Below are 20,058 nucleotides of genomic sequence, written 5' to 3'. Positions count from 1 at the left end.
CCTGCTATAGCTAGAAACTTTCGTTCAGGATAAGACCGCATTGCTTGCGAGCTGCCGGGACTTCACCTCAACCACCTGTCCCATCTCCATCTTGATGGTCTGGTCCGCCAAGTCGAAGTAACGGTCATCATGTGTGATGGCAATGACGCATTTGCCCCGATTTTTCAGATCAGGCAGCAATTGATGATAGAAATAAGCACGATATTCCGGGTCTTGATCGGCCGCCCATTCGTCGAACAGGCAGAACGGACGGTCATCCAGGTAGCTGATTAATAGCGCAAGCCGTTTCCGCTGTCCGGTGGAAAGCTTGGTCGTATTAAAGGAACCATTTTCGATTTGTACCTTGTCAAACAATTGAAGCTCACGAAGATGCCGCTCAATCTCCAGCCCTTTGGTCGAATAATCGATGCCGTACATCTTCTGGAACAAATAGAAGTCGCTGAATATCGCGGAGAACTGCTCTCCGAGACTTTGGGAATCCGCATGCTCGCCGTCGAGCCGGACTTCACCCTCCGCCGGAATGTAGAGACCGGTAATCAGCTTCGCTAAGGTCGACTTCCCGCTTCCGTTGCCGCCTGTAATGAACGTAATCTCGCCCGGGCGGAAGTCGCAGTTGATCGGCCCGACCGAAAACGTCTCGCCTTCTTTGTTGCTATAGTGAAAAGCTACGGAGCGAAGCTCCAGCAACGCGGGAGCTAGCGGTTCTTCCGATCTCTTCTTCTCATGCTCCGCTTCGATCGTATCCAGCTCCGCCGATAATTGCTTGATGCGGTTCCAGCTGATGCGAATCTGGATGGCGTTCGGAATGGTATTCAATATGCCATGGATCGGACCTGTCATGTAAAGCAAAACAAAGACATAATTGCGAAGCGTATGCTCCTTCAGCTCGCTGAACAGCAGCGGGAACAGGAACACCACCGAACCAATGACAAACGTGAACAGCAGCTCGCCGATGACGTTGACATTGGCATATTGGAGATCGCCCTTAATGCGCTTATCCCGGTATGTATTGCAGCTGTCCTCCATATCGCTCTGGAAGCCAGCTCGTTTGCGCGCATTCAGGCTAAGCTCCTTGAAGCCATTCATCAAATCGTTAATGAAGCGGAAAAACACATTTTGAATATCGCGCGTCTCTCCCCAAATCTTGTTTGCCTTAATGCCCGTAACATAGTGCAGTCCAGCCGCCAATACGATAAAGACCATAGCGATAAGCAATCCCTGCAGACTGATAATGCCCATGTAGACAAAGCAGCAGATGAGCGTGACCAAGGCAGTAGCTCCTGTGATGACCACATTGGAGAAGCCGCTAATCCGTTCGGTATCATTGTTGAGCGAAGCTTGAATTTTCCCGTCCTCTACGTTTTCGATACGCTGGTAGGAGGTTTTCAGAATTTTTTCCAGCAGCTCCATGCGCGTCTCGTAAACCATATCATTGGCAATCTTCACGAGCCTCGTCCGCACCAGCTTCTGCCCTACAACGTAGACGGCAATGCCGAACCCAAAGTATAGGAACAGACCGCCCTGGAAATCCTCAACGCCGCGGTTCAGCGTCTCATTCACGATAAAGATAATCATGGCGTTGCCGAAGCCGCTGGCGATGCTAAGCAGCACCAGGGCGAACATAGAGCGGTCGCCGGGCTTCGGGAACATGCTTGAGAACATCATGTACAAGCCGAATAGGACGACGGTCGCCAGCAGCATGATCACCGCATACAGAAGAGTGTCAGGCGCCCATACGAGAACGAAATCCCAATTCAATCCCCAGAACATAATGTCCGGAATGCGGTACAGACAATAAGCCATAACACCGATAAAAGCAGCTAACATCAGCAACTGCAAGACAGTCGATACCGGCTTGCCCTGGAATCGGCGTGACCCGCGCGCCGCCTGCGCGACGACCGTACCAGTCTTCCATAACACCAGCAATGCTACCGGAATGAGAACGAACAGGATAAAGGTCGCCATATTGTCGATTCCCTTGTATGGGTCACTGACAGGATCAGGCGTCTCCTTGCCGACAATGAGATTCATAATGCCTTGGGCAATCGTTCCCGAATACGGCGAGTTCAGGTTCGCAAGCACGGCTACGCCAACACCATCCTCCGGACGAAATACAAAATAAGAGGAATAGTTCGGGTTGCCTCCGGCATGCGAGATTTCGCCTGATCCGTCCTGGTAGACGCTCCAGCCTGCCGCATAGGATGATCCGTCGCCTCCAGGCGGCACCGACCGGTCAGGGAGATGCGACTTCTCCAGCAGTCCGGCGAAGGGCTGTGCAGCCTCCTCCACGCCGAGCTGGATTTTAAGCCATTTGGCCATATCGGTCGCATTCGAAATGATATAGCCTGCCGGAGTATTGCCCCGATACATGGGCGCATCATATTCTGCCGTGCGCAGCATTTTGACTTTATACCCTTTGGAGAATTGATGCTGCTCCGCTTCCTGCCGGAACATGAACGTCGATGTCAAGCCTATCGGGACTAATATCCGATCCTGCACGTATTGCTCATACGTCTGTCCGGACACATTCTGAATAATTAATCCAAGCACGTCATAGTTGATCGTTGCGTATTCATATTGCTCGCCGGGCTGACGATCAAGCTCAAGCCCAATTAGTGTTCGTACCGTCTGCTCAAGCGCCCCCTCATCATCCGCAACCGGGATATCGCCAATTGTCTCGAAGGGCACGCCGCTAGTATGATGGAGAAATTGTCTCAAAGTAACAGCCGCAGGCTGTTCTTTGTAAGTCAGCTCCAGCCAAGGAAGATATGCCGAGACATTCTCGTCCAGATTTAGCTTCCCTTCTTCCTCCAGCTGCAGGACCGCCAGCGCCGTGAAAGCCTTGCTTGTCGAACCAAGCTCGAACAGCGTATCGGGCGTAACGGGCACGTCACGGCTTACGTCCGCATGACCGAATCCCTTCTGGTACACCGTCTGTCCACCGTTGACAATCACGACGGACATGCCCGGTATATTTGATTTGTCCCAGCTTTTCTCAATAAACTGCTCGATCTCCGCTTCCTTGCCGGACAAGTCTGCGGCGGAAGCTATTCCCGGCTGACTGACGGATAAGAGAATGACGATACTGGCAACCAGCAACAACCAACGTCTAATAGGCATCATCGTACACCTTCTGCTTCGCAAATTTGATTATTTCATCTACAGCATGATCCAGGCCGCCCGTCCGCTCGAACGAATCGCGGACTTTTGTACAGCCTTCCTTGTATTCCGGCAAGGAGGCTGCCCGGTCTACCGCCTCTCTCAAGCTATCCGCATCCACTCTCGTATCGCGCAAATAGATTCCTGCTTCCGCCCGCTCGACCATCAGCGCCCCCATATACTCGTCGAAGACCTGCGGAAGAACAACCATCGGTACACCGCTGCATAACGATTCGTAGATGCTGTTGGCGCCTCCATGGGTAATAAAGACAGCTGCACGGCTCAATATGTCGAGTTGGGGCACATAAGAACGGACGATAAAGTTAGCCGGAATCTCCCCCCGCAGCCGAGCCAGATCGGTCTTGCCCACCGACATGACAACCTGATAGCGACTGTCGCCAAGCGCGGAAAAACACGTCTCATAGGCATCATTCAATTCGCTTAGAATCGTGCCGAATGCAATATAGACCAGCGGCCTGCCGTCCAGCAGCTCATAAGGAAAATCTACGGGCTCCAAGCGCGGATACAACGAGTAACCTGCGAACAGATGCGTGTCGTCAAAGACATCCTCATAAATTTGAAATTCCCTGGAAGTGAATAACAGATTAAGCGGCTGCTTGCTGCAAAACACATCATTAATCACATTCATAGGCGGCAGGTTGTACCTCCGCGCAATCATTCCGGAGAGACGGTCCAGCAGCTTCCGATAAACATCATGCTTGCCTCTATTCCGTTCATAGAGCGGGTCGCCTTGCGCCCGCAGAACATATTCCATAAAAAACTCGGGGTCGCGGTCCGCCATCTCGTCAATAAACGGGAAGTTGGCAAAAAAAGCGATGCCCGGTATATCCAGCTTTGCAGCTATTTCCTTCCCCCATAAACCGAAGGCGTCATGGATGACATAGTCAGGACTAAGCTGAGCGACTTCATCGTATAGCGCCGATGTCAGTATTCGGCTCCGGTCCATCAGAAAGTCGGCGAATACAAGGAAGGTATCAATCCCGCTCCCCTTATGCGTGCTGAAGCCGAGCAACCCCCGATAACTGCGGAAAGATGCGCCTGCCCGTTCGATCTTGTCGCGGAAGGCGTCGCTGCAGTAATACACAACCTCCTCCCCGCGCTCGATCAGCTTGGAGACCAGACCCAGCGTCGGGTTGACGTGTCCGTGCAGATCCACGCCGAATAACACGACTTTAGACATCAGATGCCTCCTTTACTCATTCGTTAGTTACATCAGAAGGCTGTCCAGCTCATCCTGCGACAGCTTGATTGTATCGAAGTCCGATGGCGTATATTCTGCCGCTTCCTTCTCGCAGCAATGGGCAACAACAGCTGCCAGCCTATTCCTGTAGGCTTGCATCCACGACTCTACGGTCGAACTCAAAAAGCGGTTAGCGCTATAGGTTGCCGATACCCGCAGCTTGCTGCGGACGACGATCGCATGAATATCGATGAGCGCCGTCAGGGCGTTGCGCCTGCCCGACTCCGCACCGCTGGACTCCTCGGCCAAGTGAAACCATTCATTGCGAAACTCGCTGTCAAAGTCGCCCATAAAATTAAACCGAACCAGCTTGTCTGCGCCATATTCGACAGGGATATCGCCCCGCTGCTGCAGCAAGCCAAAGCCGATTCCATTGCTGGGCACTTGCCTTAACTGCTCCTTCACCGCTTTGATCCATGCCGGCAGGCTGCTTGATGTATTCATCAGCTTTAACGGGTACAACGAAGTGAACCATCCTGCCGTTCGGGTAATATCAACGGAATCGCCAAGCGGCTCCCTCCCATGCCCCTCCAGCTCAATTCCGACTTGATCCTGCTTAAACTGTTCAAACAGCGATTGTCCAAGCGCCGCAATGAACACATCCATCGGTTTCGTACCGTATGCGGAATGGGCGTCCCGCAACAAGCGACCGGTCTCTTCCTCTGTTAATTCGAACGAGACTGTTCTAGCGCTTTCCATGTCATCACGGCCGTCTTCAATATCGGAAGGAATGGTCCGCAGTCCGCTGGCAACGGACCGCCAATACGAACGCTCTTCATCCGGAAGCCTGTACTGATGCAGCTGCTCGGACCAAGCTTGCACGGATGCGGTCTTATCCTGAAGCTTCACGGGCTTACCTGCGCGGAGCTGCTGCAAACCCATAGCCAGATCCTCCAGCAGAATGCGCCATGTAACGCCGTCTACGGCGAGGTGGTGAGCAGCAAGCAGCAAGCGCTTGCCGCTCGCACCCAGATCGAACAGGCAACCCTGAAGCAGTCGTCCTTCCTGCAAGTCGAAGGCGCCCTTCACAGCCTCGGCGATCCGTGCCATGCCGACAGCTTGCTCTTCATCCGAGCAGTCCGTTAAAGAAAGAAAGCTGACCTGTACCTTGTGGTCAGGATCGTTGGCATAATGGAATGAATTGCGGTCAGGAACATAAGCGATTCTAAGCGAGTCGTGATGCTCGACCAGCTTCTGCAGCACATGCTCCAGCTCGGCTATTGTCGCTTCCTGCTTGAACGCAAGTAAGACGGATTGATGATAATGCCCCCGCTCCTGGAAGTTCTGGCGGAGAAACCAGGAAGCGATCGGCCATGGAGAAATCGAGCCCTCTGCCTGGGTCTGCGAATAACGCATTCCCTCGCTCAGAGGCTTCATGAATCCGGCCATTTCCTCTATAACAGGAGATCCCAATATCTCCTTGACTTTCATTCCGTAGCCCATCCCGTTCAGCCTTGAGGCGACTTGAATGGCCTTGATTGAATCGCCTCCGAGATGATAGAAATTGTCCCGGATTCCGATAGGACGGATACCAAGCAGCTCGCCCAGTACATGCAGCAGCGCATGTTCCGCGTCATTACGTCCCTCTTGGAGAGGTATATGGCTATTCGAAACCGCCTCCGGCTCCGGCAACAGCTTGCGATTGACTTTCCCATTCACGCTGAGCGGTATCTCGTCCATCGGTACAAAATAGGATGGAACCATATACGACGGCAGCTGTGACGACAGGCTTTGCCGCAGCTCCGCATGTTCCAGCAGTCCGGTAGTAACGATATACGCGCACAGATACTTGCTCTGGTCAGGATGCTCGCGATCGATAACGACCGCATCGCGCACGCGAGCGTCCTGCAGCAGCGTCTTTTCAATTTCGGCTAATTCTATTCGATGCCCACGAATCTTAACTTGATGATCCGTGCGGCCAGCATATTCAATCTTGCCATTCCGAAGCCTCTTCGCAAGATCGCCTGTACGGTACATGCGCTTGCCCGGAAGGAATGGATTGTCTACAAACCGTTCATTCGTCAGGTCGGTCCGGTTCCGGTAGCCTCTTGCCACCCCGTCCCCTGAAATATACATCTCGCCCAGCGTGCCGTCTGGCACAGGATTCAAATACGGATCAAGCAAATAAATCATTACATTATGCGCAGGTATGCCGATTGGTACGGATGCCCGCCTATCTTCATTCGGATCAAAGCGGTGGATCATACATCCGACGACCGTCTCCGTCGGACCGTATTCATTCAAGACGTCAATTTGGCCTCCCCAATTGTCATAAATGTTGCGAGCCAGGCTCGTTTTTAGATCTTCACCTCCAACGATAAACCGCCTTACCGACGAATGGCGGTAGTCTATATTTTGCAGCAGGGATAAATGCGCCGGCGTCAGCTTGACTACCGTACACCGATTGTCTCTTAAGATACGATAAACAATAAATTCTTCGCCTGTATCCCGGTATACCAGGATCATTCCCCCGCATATAAGCGGCGTAAAAATGGATGTAACCGTCAAATCAAATGCCAGCGAGGAATAAAGCGGGAATACCGCAGGGTCTTCTTTCGCATACATGAGCTTCGCCCACCAAATGTAGTTGGTCAGCCCGCGATGCTCGATCATCGCTCCCTTCGGCTGGCCTGTTGAGCCGGAGGTATAGATGATATAGGCCAAATCGCCAGGATCAAGGCGGACTTCCGGGTTAAAGCGCTTATCGGCATAGCTGGACGCAGCTCTTACATCCAGGAATGGTACCGGGAATTGTCCTTCAATCCCGTCTACATTAGTCAAGACAAGCTTGGCGCCAGAATCCTCCAGCATGTACCGAATCCGTTCCTCCGGATAGGCGGGATCGATCGGCACATATGCGCCGCCTGCCTTCAGCACACCCCATATCGCAATGACCGTCTCTGCGGAATGATGGGTCCATATGGCGACTGTTGTTTCCTTGCCGACACCGTTACGCAGCAGGCGATGGGACAGCCGATTGGCCGCTTCGTTCAACTCGCGATAAGTGAGTGCTCCGGCGTCATGCTGTGCGGCAATCCGTTCTGGCGTTAATCGTACCTGTTCCTCGAATAGCTGTACGACCGATTTGTCACGCGGATACTCGGCAGCCGTATCGTTCAGCTCCGTAAGCTGCCTATGCTTCTCTTGCTCCGACAACAGCGAGAGACTGCCGATGCTGGCATCCGGTGAAGCCAGCATCCCGTCCATTAATGCAAGCAATTCTTCTGCCATATCGTGAATCTTCTCTTCGGCATACACATCCATCCGATAATCCAGATCGAGCGTCAATGCGCCGGTATCGGACCAATCCTTAATGACCCACTGAAGCTCATAGGCTTGATGGCCGTTGTAAAACTCTACATTTTCGACAGGCGCGCCGTTCATGCTGGTGGTGAGCCTGGTATTGTAATAATTGACGCAAGCGTGATATAGCTGGTCATATCCCTTCTTCTTGAGGTCCAAATCCCTGACGAGCAGATCATAGGGATAGCGCTGATGGAAATAATTATCGATAAGCTCCCTTTGCAGCTGCACAAGCGATTCCGCCACCGACGTCTCCGGGTTCAAGAGGAACCGGAATGGCATCGTGCTGGTGAACATGCCAAACATCGCTTTTTCCCTCTTGCCCGACCGGTTTAATACCGGGGTTCCTACAACAAGATCGTTCTGGTGCGTCCGCTTATACCTGTACGTAAAGTAAACCAGTATAAAAAACGTATTAAGCGACACGCCAGCCTGATCCGCCACTGCGCGAATGCGCAGGGACAGCTGCCGATCCAGCTCGATTGTCGTTCGCCGCCCTTCTGTCTGGAAGGAGTCAGTCGCAGCCAGTCCTTCTGGCAGCGCACTGAACTTACGAGACCAATAAAGTTTGTTTCTCTCGAATCGCTCGGATTGCAGATAAGCTTGCTCGTCGTTCAAATAGTGGAGATAGGACGGCAGCTGTTCAGTTCCTTCAGAAGCCATGCCGCCTTGCGCTAGTGACGTATAGTGATTCGCAATTTGCGAGGTCATAATCTGGGTGGACCAGCCGTCGCAAATGATATGGTGGCACTTGAACAGGTAGCCGCAGTCGTCCGCACTTATTCGGAACAGGGCAAAACAATAGAGCGGCGAATGCGTAAGCTTAAATGGAGCAGCAGCCTCTTGATTGATCCAGTCCCAAAACGCCGCTTCCGGGTCCGGCTCCAGCGAAAAGTCAAAAAGCTCCAGCGGCCGATGTGTATACTCCGCTACGTACTGCCTTGCTTCGCCATCGGACTCCTCAAGCTGCAGACGAATGCCATCATGGCTGGCAACAAAATGTCCGATTGCCTTCTCTAGCCATTGAAAGTTTACTTGACCCTTGATTCTTACAGGTCCGCCGATATTGGAAAGGGACGTGTCAGGGAAAATCTTCTCTAAATACCAGATTCGCTTCTGCGGATGAGAAAGCGGCAGAGCATCATAGACGTTACGGGAAACGTCTGGTCGCAAAGACATCCGAATCACCTCCGGGTTAATGTGTAACGGAACGTGAAAGCGGGCCGATTCATGTTGTCTAATTATAAGCTCGCATACGCCAAACGAATGGCGAATGAGATAACTTGTCCAAAGTACGGGTACAAATAACGTTGTCACGTTGCAAGCAGTTAAATGCTTGAAGGGCTGCGGGATCATTCTAGATGAATGCGGGTCAATTCCAGGTGGGTGCGGGTAATGGTCGTGATGGATTGTGGGTTCACTCTGGGTGTTGCAGGTAATTGTCGTGGTAGAATACGTGCTCCATCTCGGTGATGCGGGTAGTTGCCGTGGTGGTATGCGACAGGAATGTATGGCGGTAAGGATAAGTGCTTGTCCTATTACAGGTTGCTCGTCATATTATGTGTTCATTCGACTTCACAGCGTCTAATAGATTCCGTAAAAAGTAAATTTAGTAGATTCATGCGAATTTAGAAATAATATAACAGAGTTCTTCTCCATGCGTCAACAAATGCGATACTTATATCGACAAGTTTACAATATTGCCATGAATCTTTCGAAAAATCTATAAACAAACATAACACCGGAACAGTCCGGTGTTATGCGGGGTTATAACAGAGACAGAAGATCCCCTTCCATCTTGCGTATCGCCGGTCTTGAACCGGCCTCCAGCGCATAGGTAAAGCCATGTCTTGGGCTTGGCTCATCCTGATAATCCACTGTAAAACCGAGGCCGTTCGTGTAGAAAGAAATCGTGCGCTCCAAGTTTGAAACATTATACCAGATGGTCAGTCCGACTTGTACATGATACCACTCGCTTTCAGGCAGATTACACCTTTATCCGAATAGGTGAATATCCTTGATAAGAACATGAAATGGAGGTTTTCCCGTTGATTCCAAAATACCCGTACTTCGGTCACGAGACTCATTGCAAGGAAGTGCCGATTACGTTTCCGCCCCAGCATCAAGAGAAGCAGCCCGGCATCGAGTCGCTCATGGTGCCAATGCCGATCTCCGACAATCCTGGTTACAGAGGCAGCGGCAAGCTGGCAGGCAAGATTGCTGTCATTACAGGCGGGGACAGCGGGATCGGCCGGGCAGTGGCGATCGGCTTCGCCAAGGAAGGCGCAGACCTTGCGATCGTCTATCTGTACGAGCGGGAAGATGCTGAAGCAACACGGCAAATGGCGGCTCAGTACGGAAGGCGCTGCCTGCTTATTGAAGGCGATCTTCGACAGCCCGCATTCTCCGCCGAGGTTATCCGGCTGACGCTGACACATTACGGGAGGCTCGACACGCTTGTGCTGAACCAGGCCGTCCAGTTCCCCCAGAAATCGATTGCAGATATTTCCCATGCGCAGCTGGAGGATACGTATCGCACGAATATATTCCCGCACTTCTATATGGTCCAAGCCGCGCTTCCCTATCTCGCGCCGGGCAGCACGATCATTAACACCGCTTCAGTAACAGCCTACGCAGGAGCACCGCTGCTCGTCGATTACTCATCCACGAAAGGAGCGATGGTATCCTTTACTCGTTCCTTGGCGCTGCAACTTGTAGAGAAAGGCATTCGGGTCAATGCCGTTGCACCTGGACCGATCTGGACGCCACTGATCGTCTCCAGCTATTCGGCAGATTATGTGAAAACCTTCGGACTGGAGACACCGATGAAACGGGCCGGACAACCGTTCGAGCTGGCGCCGGCATACATCTATCTGGCTTCGGATGATTCCTCGTTTGTCACCGGCCAAGTCCTTCATGTCAATGGCGGCATTATGACGGAAACTTAACGATAAGCCGGTCACCGCTAAGGCCACATTTTTCAGATTGCTGCGGCTTTGTTTGTTTACATACCGTTCACATCCATAATAAAAGGTTGCATATATGCAAATATGCCTATTAGTGGTCTATTCCCTGACCTAAGGCTCAAGCGCTTGATCCATAGATAGCTGGTATCGGAATATCCAGCAGCGTCGTTTCTCCTTCATTGCTATAATAAAATGAAAACGCACTAGGAAAGGGCTGTTACGAATGAAAATTGTCGTCCTGGCCGATACGCATATGCCTAGAATGGCTAAAAAACTACCAGAGCGATTGCTGGCTGAGCTTGCGAATACGGAAGCGATTATTCATGCGGGAGACTGGTCCAGCATGGCTGTGTATGAGCAATTGGCAGCGTTCGCCCCCACCTACGGAGTAGCCGGCAATAATGACGGTGAAGTGCTTCAAGCCAAATTCGGCACAAGCCGCCTGCTTCAATTTGGACCTTGGCGGATCGGTCTTGTTCATGGACACGGAGCGTCCAAACGGGCTTCGACGGAATCCCACGCCATTGCAGCCTTTAAGGATACGCCCGTGCATATTCTCATCTACGGCCATTCCCACATTCCCGTACTGAAGCAGGTCGACAACCTAATCATATTCAACCCCGGTTCGCCGACGGACAAACGAAGACAACCGCTTTATTCCTTCGGGATCATCGACTTTGAAGACAGCGAGCAGCCGATCAGACATGTGTATTATGCCGATAAATCATAAGCGCAGGACGCCAAAACACCCCGGGCTGCACTTCAGCAGCCTGGGGTGTTCACGAATAACTGATTAACTTCGGCGGCTTCTAGCTTTCGTAATTGAACTGCCAGCCAATGCCGTATTTATCGGTCAAATAACCGTAGTAGGGACTCCAAGTTGTCTCTTGCAGCTCCAATTCGACCTTGCCGCCTTGCTTCAGCTTATCGAATGCATCTTTGATGGCTTCCTTGTCAGAGCTTACATAAGCGAGTGAGAAGTTATTGCCCTGCTGGAACGGCCGTCCCGGGAAGTTGTCCGAGAACATAAGCGTGCTGCCCGCGATTTTCAATTGAGTATGCATTACCAGATTTTCCGTCCCTGGCGGAATGTTGGATTCCGGATTGGAACCAAATGTTAGAATAGTAGGTTCCTCCAGCCCGAATACGCTAGCATAAAACAGGGCAACCTCTCTCGTATTCCCGTCAAAATTCAGATAAGGATTCAATGACACCCTTTTCACCTCCTAACTGGTAATTTGATCAAATCAACCGCTAAACATACATCACATATAAGCTTTCTGCTATTGTGCCCCACGCTTCCCTTCATCCAAGGTTCGAGCCTGCTGCTTGGTTACCAGATCAAGCATATACGCTTTCATATCAACGATGCGCAGCTGCGGAGGTTTATGATCGGTTCCGCTAATAATAAGGGGAACCAGCGACTCCATCCGGCGCATCGCTCCATGCCCTCCCCCGCCCTTATGGGTAGGTGAGCTTCGATCGGCTAGCTCATAACCCGGCTTCGCCGTGACGACAACATAGCTGCCAGAATGCGAATGCAATGCGCCCGATAATCGCCTTAATCCGTCAGGGAATTGTCCGTAGGCTACAGTCAGCTTACCCTTATCGATGTGAAGATCGAGCACTGATTCGTCATTTTGCACTTGCCAGCTCTGCTTGTAAGTGTCGGTCAGTCTGCCGCCAGCCCGATAATCAAGCTGCTTGCCAGTTGCCCCTTGAACGACATGAATCCACTCCCTCTCCTTCCAGGCTGCAAAATCAATGCGCGGATCAGCAGCGATACGGCGGGAGAGCGCTTCTGCCGATAGGTTGGCACTAACGGGATACACATATGCCATTGTTTCATTAACGGCTATGATAACCTCTGTATCATCGGAGAGCTCTTCTCCGGGCTTCATGACATTGAGATCCCCCAGAAGCGTCGACAGTTCGATTACCGGTTGGCGCTCGGCCTCATGGATAGTGGTCATACCGCTATCCCCCATGATAATCATGACCGCTTCCTCCAATGCCTTCTCCGGCGATCCGAAAGCTTGCAGCAGTTCTCCCAGCTGTTGATCTGTCTTGATCACTCCCTTCAGATCGGCAGGACCGTTCCGATGCAGCTTCTGGTCCAGATCAGGCAAATACACATACAGAAAATCAGGCAATATTTTGGCGCGCACCAAATACTTGACCGTTTCAATGGCATATTCATTGTTTAGACCCAGGCGGCCCATTACGCCCTCCGGCAAATCCTTGGCATCCTTCAGGGGGTTGGACAGCACGCCGAGCGACATGAAAGGCGGACCCTTCACGCTTAACTCGGCTGGCAGCGAAGCAGCCGCTTGTATCCAGGCCGGAATGGACAACTGATGATCATGATTCCCCCGGTATATCAATCCGTTGACGGAGCCCGACTTATAGCCAAGCCGGTCCAATTCTTCATACACAGTTGTTATTTTGCGGCTCAAATGGTCGCTGTTCAGATGAATCAACGCATCAGCCAGCACCGGGTTGACGCCATGTCGCAGCACCTCCATCGGTCCCGTCCCGTAATTGATCAGCTTCCGCCCTTCGGAAGAATACCACACCAGACCAGGTACATGATGCTGATCAGGATAGGCTCCGGTCAGGAGCGAGCTATCTATCGTAACCGACATCGTAGGAAACGAGCTGACCATCCCGGGATAATATTGACCATGTTCAATAAGATATTGAAATGAAGGAAGCTGATTGGCCCGAATGCCGCGATCGATGCTCGCGGACATCAACGAGTCAACGACAAGCATAATGACTTTTTTTGCTTTCGTCCCGGAATCCGACTTCACATGCAGCAAATCCTGCTCCTTCGGCGCCTGGCTCTGGCATCCCAATAAAAGCATAATAACTGCAATAACCGCAATTGCTTTCATACCTGTGCCTCCGATATTCATTTCTTCGTAATGTCATTTTGCCACGGATTCCCAATCTGCATTCCGCACAAAAAATCCCAGCCCCATTATATGTACCCCGACCTAAGCAGGGGGAAAACCTAATCAAAGGTCTATTACATAAGAGGACCTACATCCGGTATAGTGAACTACGGAAGAACAATATTAGGGGGTTTACACGTATGTCTGAAGCCGTACTGCAGCTTCGCAATCTTACCAAAACAATCGGCATGCGAAAAATAGTCGATAATCTCACTTTCGATGTTCCCGCTGGGGAAATATTCGGATTTCTAGGGCCTAACGGCGCCGGCAAAACCACAACCATTCGTATGATTGTAGGGTTAATCTCGATGTCCAAGGGCGAAGCCATCATCAAAGGCGTATCCGTACGCTCACACTTCGAGCTCGCGATGACGCATGTTGGTGCGATTGTCGAGAACCCGGAAATGTATAAATTTCTGACGGGCTATCAAAACCTGGTTCACTACGCACGCCGCCATAATGGCATTACCAAAGAAAGAATCAATGAAGTCGTGACGCTGCTGGGACTGCAGAACCGGATTCATGAGAAAGTAAAACGCTACTCCCTTGGCATGCGCCAGCGACTGGGCGTCGCCCAGGCTATCCTCCATCGCCCGTCCCTGCTTATTCTGGACGAGCCGACGAACGGTCTTGATCCCGCCGGCATCCGCGAGCTCCGCGATTATTTGCGCAAGCTCACGAAGGAAGAAGGCATCTCTGTCATCGTCTCCTCCCATCTCCTGGCCGAGATGGAGCTAATGTGCGACCGAGTCGCTATTATTCAGGGCGGTAAGCTTGTTGATATTCGTTCGCTTCAGGAAGCACGGAATCAGGCGCAGACGAAAATCGTCATTGAGGTTGGCGATCCGGCTGCTGCTCAGCAGCTGCTTGCAGCAGCCATGGATGGCTCCCGCTTAACCGTGTCCGGCAACCAATTGGAGTTGATCGGTGACAAATCCGCTATTCCGCATATTACAAAGCTGCTTGTAGCATCGGAGATTGAAGTGTACGGCATTCATGCCGTGCAGAAGTCGCTTGAAGATCAGTTCCTGGAAATTACGGGAGGTGAGATGATTGTCTAGCCTGTCCAAGCTTGTTCGCAATGAAAACATGAAAATCTATCGCCGTTCCCGCACATGGATCATGATCGGATTCCTCCTGCTTGCCATCGCCCTGCTCAGCGGCATTATGAAATGGGATGAATCCCGAGTCGACCACTCCAACTGGGAGCAGCTGCTGGAACAACAAAATGCAGGTTTGCAGCAGCAACTGACCGAAAACGGGGAAATGGACAAGGAATATAACGCCTATCTGACCGAACAGATCAAGATGAACGAATATTATTTGGAGCATGACATCAATCCGCATCAGCTGTCCCTATGGAGCTATGTCAGCAGCTCCTCCAACCTGATCATGCTCGTTACGATTCTGACAGTCGTCATTGCAGCGGATATGATTGCCGCAGAATTCTCATGGGGCACCATCAAGCTGCTGCTCGTAGGTCCCGCTTCCCGTTCAAAAATCATGCTTAGCAAATATATCGCAACGCTCGGTTTTGCTCTGCTGCTGCTGATTCTGTGTTTTGCCGCTTCCTTCGGAGCGGGCGGATTACTGGCGGGCTTCGACGGAGTCAATCAACCGCTGCTAACGGTTCAAAACGGCATGGTCCACGAAGGCTCCATGATTATGGACACGCTTAAGACGTACGGATTCTCCGTTGTGTCGCTGATCATGTATGTGACGATGGCCTTTATGATCTCGTCCGCATTCCGCAGCTCGTCCATGGCCATTGCCTTCTCGCTGCTGTTCATGCTGCTTGGCAATACGCTGTCGGCTCTCTTAAGCGGCTATAGCTGGTCGAAGTATCTGCTCTTCTCCAATATCGATTTGACGCAATATCTCGATGGCGGAACCCCGCTTCGCCCGGAAATGACAATGGGCTTCTCTATTCTGATGCTCGCCGCCTACTATGTGGTGTTCCAAATTATCGCCTGGCTTCTGTTCACGAAGCGCGATGTAGCGGCTTAAACATTTCAAGACCAAAAAGGACCTCATTCCCGCATGCAGCGGGTTATGAGGTCCTTTCGCTTATTCAAGGCAGCCCTTATCGAGCAGCCCATAACATTCATAATAGAGATTCTATCTGTCCTTCACTACCAGCGCAACTTCAGAGCCATCGACCCAAATCATACTATTGGCCGGAATATCGACATGCTGCCCTAAGGATATAGCGACATGGTATGGATACGCATCGTCTGCCAAGCCAGCCGGTCCGCCCGTTGTCCCTCCGCCTTCGGAGGAAACTGCTGAATCGGGATTGGCGCTCGAAGTCGCTTCATCTAATTCATTCGTATTAGCTGATTCTTCATCCGTATTCGAAGTCGATCCAACTGAAGAGTCTGTCGTATCCGGTGAAGAGGATGGAACACTGGTGCAAGACGGGATCAGCTCTAGGTCAGAATAGGTAACGGCATCCGAAAGTGGTGCCTGTATCTTCAATGACTTCGGCGCAAATCCAGAGCAGGCTGCCGCATCCTTGAACATAAATTTAACCGCAGTGGATGCCGGCTGCCCCTCAGTTGCGTCCAGTTGCTCAATGGATACGATCATTTCCGGCTCTTCGATAACGCCTGGCTCAATCGTAGGATCGGGAGTCGGGGTCGAAGATGTCTCAGGCACTTCCGCCTTTTCTGGATCGGCGCTTCCCTTGCCGCCAGACGATAGGAGTATGCCTGATACGACAAGAACAATCCCCAGTCCAACGATTGACATGATCAGCGTTCCCTTCCGATTGCGGCGAAACAATCGCGCAAGCGGCGAAGACAGCTCAGACTGTGCTTGCTTCAGAACGGCTTGCAGCTTGTCCCCGCTCTGGTCGAAGAAATGCTTCCAATTCTCTCTCGACTTGAGCGCAGCGGGATCGTATTCCTTGAAGTAGCGTAAAATGGCAGCTCGATAGGCGGCTGTAAGGCCTCTTCCCCCATGAAAATAGGGATTTGTCTCCGACCACAGGAAAAAACGGTAGATCGTTTCCTTCAGCGGACATTGATGATGCAAGAAATCAATCAATCCGTCATAGTCGACCATATCAAACTGGGAGCCGCGCAGAAAAGCTGTCACAAGCTCAGGGAAATCCGTTTCCTTCAGTCCTTCTGCCAAAATGCCGCGCCCGATTCCTTGCACCCGGATCAGCTCCTGAGCGGACAAGCTATCCCATAGGTCCTCATTCGCATCCCTCATGATCAACCATTGAAAGAGAACATGCAGTATACGGGCCGTTGCGGACTGATTGGCATCGCTAAGCTCATGATTCCAACGCTGCATCTTCCGGGAATCGCTTAGAAACTTGGCTTGCAAGAGCTCCTCCCGGGTTACTCTCTCAGGCTCCAATCGCTTCAGCAGCGTCTGGTATACATCCCGCTCCAGCTCTCTTGCAAGGTTGTGTGCGCCATGTCCCGTCCGTTCATGCCCCATCGCTGCTGTCAATTGATTCGTTTGCTCGAATAGGGAGTTGACAGCTGCCAGGGAATAACGCTCTCTGGACAGCTTTTCATGAACAAGCTCAACTGCGATAGCGTATAGCTGCTCATAGTCATATACCTTCGGATAAGCGTCACCCCACACTACAATGGTCGGAACAATATTCCGAAGTGGCACCTTCTTTAAGGTAGATTGTAAATAGGGGAAGAACAAGCCTTCCGCAAAACGAGGACCTGCTATAATTTTATGAAAAAAGGCTTTGCCGAGAGCTTCCTCTCGCTCAATTCCCTTATATAGGGTAGCTGCCGCTTCCTGATCCCCGTTTTTGTTGGCGTTGGAGATGGCATAGATCAGATAACCGACCAGCTTATTTTCGATCAGCTTGCCAACCAGTCTGTAATAATCCATAAAGAGTGATAAGATCGCTTCATCAGGGATTGCGCCTTGACTCACCTTATCGTACTCAAGATCGAATCTCGACAATAGCAAATCGCTGAGCTCCATCTTCGTATCCAGTGCGTCCGGTGTAGCCAAATACTGCAGTGCGCTGCTCAATACGGAAATTTGATGCTGCTCCAGCATAGCTTCATTGCCTTCAATCGCCTCATGCATGACCCATAATTCATGATAGCTCGCGACAGCAAGCGCCTTGCCTAGATCCATCCCCTCAAGCATCACGTCCGCAAACCGGAAAAACCGCTCCAGCGCCTCGCGATTGTCCAGATTGGTCCATGCCAAATTCAAATACGGCTGATCCAGCCCTTCCAAGTCTACGTTCATAATCCGCCCGTTCGGCAAATCGAAAACAAATTCCTTCTCTATCTCCCGGTCGCCCGCTCGCAGACTGCCAGACTCGACAAAGGTCATATGAATGCCTTTGCGGCTTAAAGGCTCCTTCGAATAGGTCAGAAATCCGAGTCTTTTGCGATAGGCGTATGGCAAGCAGCTATAGAGTACGCCAAGCAGCCCCTTAGCCCGCTCGGCAAGCTCGGCGATCGGTACGGGAAGCGCAATATATACTTTCTTCTTGCCGCTCAGGGATATCATAAGCGCATGCAGCAGCGCCTTAAATTCCTTCTCTCCCATCCCCATCTCCGACAGAACCCCGCTTGCGGATAAATTCCGTGCTGCAGGAGCTGCTAATGGAAGCCGTGACAGCTCGTTCAGTTCAGCCGCATTATCAAGCGGATAGCTATCCTCGAATAATGCGGACAGCCAGCTCCTGTAATCTTGCTCGGGATCGGCCTTATAACCGGCGGGAATGACATAATGATGGGTGAAAAAGGTGCTCCTTAGCCCCGTGAAGTCGGCTTCACGGAACACGCTTCGGCCAAGGACGGTTTCTCCGTGCTCCAGATGCAGCAGATGCATCGCTTCAGGATAAGCATCGCTGTTCTTTTCGCCACTAGCGGTCAGCTCTGCGGGAGAGTCGTAAACGCATAATGGATGCAGCGTTTTTTTCACAAAAGAAGGGTCTAGGCCACCAGACTTCGCGATCGTGTCATACCCCTCTGTCGTACGGAATATGCCGCGCCGCTCCCTGGTGTACATCTGCTGCTGTATCGATAAGCGGGGCGTCTGTTCAGTCACTATTCTCTTCTCCCCTCGATATAATTCAGCTTGTACAGCAGCCAGATGAACGGCTCGTCAACCCGGATGGGACTTACAACCGTCTGCAGCTTCTGGTCGACCGGATTGCTGCCAAGCGCGGAAACGGCGTAATAGGCCGTTTCCTTGAAATACACGTCCATCGTGCCTTTGAACGGACGGTCTACCTTCTCGATAAAGCGGCGAATCTCGCCATCGATATTTTCGAATTCGGTCAGATTGAAATAATTGCGGTGCACCATGTTATTGAAGATGTTGCTGTTCGTCTTAATATATTCGCCATCCTCATCCTTCAACGAGTGGAGCATGTCGCTTTTGGTCAATACGACGGCTGTCGGAATGTCTGTCTTGCCGCTTTCTTGATACGCTATAAAATCGCCGAACATCGTCAGAACCACATCGCGCGGCTCGTCGTATTGGGATACCCACTCGCCCGGCTTGTCGCCATGCTTGATGCGGATTTTCTCCCGAATAGAGCGGATTTGCAGCGGATCGACCATGAACAGGATGCCGGCCGAATTTTTGATATGCTGGCCATGCAAGCCCAAATAATCCTGCTCGACCATACCTTCGCCAGCTACATCGAAGAAAACAAGCGTGAGCGGCGGCTTCTCTTCATCCTTGAACACAAATTGGAAAATAAACGGCTCCTGCATCTTCTCCTTTTGGGTAGAAGCAAGCAGATCGCCGCGCTCGAACAGGGGCTCCTCGTAATTGGTGCGGAACTTGCGGCTAATCTCCGCATTCAGCGGCATGCACGCCGCATTGAAATGATCGGCCGTCGTGTGCTGAAGTGTATGGATAAGCGCCGTCATGTAGACCGACTTTCCGACCTGTGAGGCGCCTATAATCGATATGATGTTGCTTGGTACCTTGCCTGACGTTACGGGCAGCTCGTTATGACACTTCGGACATAACCTTCTTCGCGTCAGCTCCCCGTACCGGTCATGCAGACCGATCAGAACATGATCGGAATAAACATGGGATTCGGCAGGCACATCCACCGGGTGGATAACCGCTTCGATATCGTAGACGGAGTCCAAGCCGAAGCGTTCCCGGTACTTGTTCAGCTCCTCGTCCTCGCCCAGCGCGTAGTCCTCGTCATCCTCACGGGAGTGAGTCGCGCGGAACACGACCTCATCTGGCGAAAACTTGCTGAAGCAATAAGGACATACAATGTCATAGAATAATGGCTTCGGCTTGCTTTCTGTTTTTTTCTTAAATAGATCCAATAAGCCCATGACGCTTCCCCTCCTAAAAGGTTTGCTCCGCAAACCTACTTCGTAAGCATAAGCTAAGGTTTGCAACGCAAACCTGCATCGTAAGCAATTGTTATGTGTTGTCC

The 20,058-nt window shown here is 51.6% G+C and carries 12 protein-coding genes; 4 read left to right on the top strand and 8 right to left on the bottom strand.

Features of this window, described 5'->3' with window-relative positions:
* Nucleotides 1-24 precede the first annotated feature (24 nt).
* The 4 genes from ACFVSO_RS17620 to ACFVSO_RS17605 form a co-directional block, all read right to left on the bottom strand.
* Complete coding sequence (locus ACFVSO_RS17620; protein WP_387475881.1) at nt 25-3,123, bottom strand: cyclic peptide export ABC transporter; 3,099 nt, start codon at nt 3,121-3,123, stop codon at nt 25-27.
* On the bottom strand, nt 3,110-4,360 hold the full coding sequence (locus ACFVSO_RS17615; RefSeq protein WP_387475879.1) for a macrolide family glycosyltransferase: 1,251 nt from the start codon (nt 4,358-4,360) through the stop codon (nt 3,110-3,112). The genes ACFVSO_RS17620 and ACFVSO_RS17615 overlap by 14 nt, the downstream gene beginning before the upstream one ends.
* 27 nt (nt 4,361-4,387) lie before the next feature.
* Complete coding sequence (locus ACFVSO_RS17610; protein WP_387475877.1) at nt 4,388-8,902, bottom strand: amino acid adenylation domain-containing protein; 4,515 nt, start codon at nt 8,900-8,902, stop codon at nt 4,388-4,390.
* A 588-nt stretch (nt 8,903-9,490) separates the two neighbouring features.
* Nucleotides 9,491-9,667 carry a VOC family protein gene (locus ACFVSO_RS17605; RefSeq protein ID WP_387476230.1) on the bottom strand — a complete coding sequence of 59 codons (177 nt, stop codon included), beginning with the start codon at nt 9,665-9,667 and terminating at the stop codon, nt 9,491-9,493.
* A 104-nt stretch (nt 9,668-9,771) separates the two neighbouring features.
* Here ACFVSO_RS17605 and ACFVSO_RS17600 point away from each other — a divergent pair, with 104 nt between their 5' ends.
* Complete coding sequence (locus tag ACFVSO_RS17600; protein WP_387475874.1) at nt 9,772-10,671, top strand: SDR family oxidoreductase; 900 nt, start codon at nt 9,772-9,774, stop codon at nt 10,669-10,671.
* A 241-nt stretch (nt 10,672-10,912) separates the two neighbouring features.
* Entirely contained in the window at nt 10,913-11,419 is a 507-nt protein-coding gene (locus tag ACFVSO_RS17595) for a metallophosphoesterase family protein (protein ID WP_387475872.1), read from the top strand.
* A gap of 79 nt (nt 11,420-11,498) precedes the next feature.
* Here the strand turns inward: ACFVSO_RS17595 and ACFVSO_RS17590 are convergent, their stop codons facing one another.
* The gene (locus tag ACFVSO_RS17590) at nt 11,499-11,903 is read right to left on the bottom strand and encodes a VOC family protein (protein WP_387475869.1); all 405 of its coding nucleotides are present in this window, start codon (nt 11,901-11,903) and stop codon (nt 11,499-11,501) included.
* 69 nt (nt 11,904-11,972) lie between these two features.
* Nucleotides 11,973-13,586 carry an alkaline phosphatase family protein gene (locus tag ACFVSO_RS17585; RefSeq protein WP_387475867.1) on the bottom strand — a complete coding sequence of 538 codons (1,614 nt, stop codon included), beginning with the start codon at nt 13,584-13,586 and terminating at the stop codon, nt 11,973-11,975.
* A gap of 200 nt (nt 13,587-13,786) precedes the next feature.
* Here ACFVSO_RS17585 and ACFVSO_RS17580 point away from each other — a divergent pair, with 200 nt between their 5' ends.
* On the top strand, nt 13,787-14,707 hold the full coding sequence (locus ACFVSO_RS17580) for an ABC transporter ATP-binding protein (protein ID WP_387475864.1): 921 nt from the start codon (nt 13,787-13,789) through the stop codon (nt 14,705-14,707).
* The gene (locus ACFVSO_RS17575) at nt 14,700-15,653 is read left to right on the top strand and encodes an ABC transporter permease (RefSeq protein WP_387475861.1); all 954 of its coding nucleotides are present in this window, start codon (nt 14,700-14,702) and stop codon (nt 15,651-15,653) included. Before ACFVSO_RS17580 ends, ACFVSO_RS17575 begins: the two co-directional genes overlap by 8 nt.
* Nucleotides 15,654-15,764: 111 nt before the next feature.
* On the opposite strand, the gene ACFVSO_RS17570 is transcribed toward ACFVSO_RS17575, so the two are convergent.
* Nucleotides 15,765-18,695 carry a GAP1-N2 domain-containing protein gene (locus ACFVSO_RS17570; RefSeq protein ID WP_387475859.1) on the bottom strand — a complete coding sequence of 977 codons (2,931 nt, stop codon included), beginning with the start codon at nt 18,693-18,695 and terminating at the stop codon, nt 15,765-15,767.
* On the bottom strand, nt 18,695-19,954 hold the full coding sequence (locus ACFVSO_RS17565; RefSeq protein WP_387475856.1) for a TRAFAC clade GTPase domain-containing protein: 1,260 nt from the start codon (nt 19,952-19,954) through the stop codon (nt 18,695-18,697). The genes ACFVSO_RS17570 and ACFVSO_RS17565 overlap by 1 nt, the downstream gene beginning before the upstream one ends.
* Between the last annotated feature and the right edge of the window lie 104 nt (nt 19,955-20,058).

Source organism: Paenibacillus sp. NPDC057967, assembly GCF_042887015.1.
In the GTDB taxonomy this organism is placed as follows: Bacteria; Bacillota; Bacilli; order Paenibacillales; family Paenibacillaceae; genus Pristimantibacillus.
The sequence above is the reverse complement of the archived record's forward strand: the minus strand, read 5'-3'. Positions and strand labels throughout refer to the sequence as shown.

Bases quoted from the DNA above. Each gene is read 5' to 3' on its own strand.
- ACFVSO_RS17595 (WP_387475872.1), top strand. From the start codon at position 10,913: ATGAAAATTGTCGTCCTGGCCGATACGCATATGCCTAGAATGGCTAAA.
- ACFVSO_RS17610 (WP_387475877.1), bottom strand. From the start codon at position 8,902: ATGTCTTTGCGACCAGACGTTTCCCGTAACGTCTATGATGCTCTGCCG.
- ACFVSO_RS17615 (WP_387475879.1), bottom strand. From the start codon at position 4,360: ATGTCTAAAGTCGTGTTATTCGGCGTGGATCTGCACGGACACGTCAAC.
- ACFVSO_RS17565 (WP_387475856.1), bottom strand. From the start codon at position 19,954: ATGGGCTTATTGGATCTATTTAAGAAAAAAACAGAAAGCAAGCCGAAG.
- ACFVSO_RS17585 (WP_387475867.1), bottom strand. From the start codon at position 13,586: ATGAAAGCAATTGCGGTTATTGCAGTTATTATGCTTTTATTGGGATGC.
- ACFVSO_RS17580 (WP_387475864.1), top strand. From the start codon at position 13,787: ATGTCTGAAGCCGTACTGCAGCTTCGCAATCTTACCAAAACAATCGGC.
- ACFVSO_RS17620 (WP_387475881.1), bottom strand. From the start codon at position 3,123: ATGATGCCTATTAGACGTTGGTTGTTGCTGGTTGCCAGTATCGTCATT.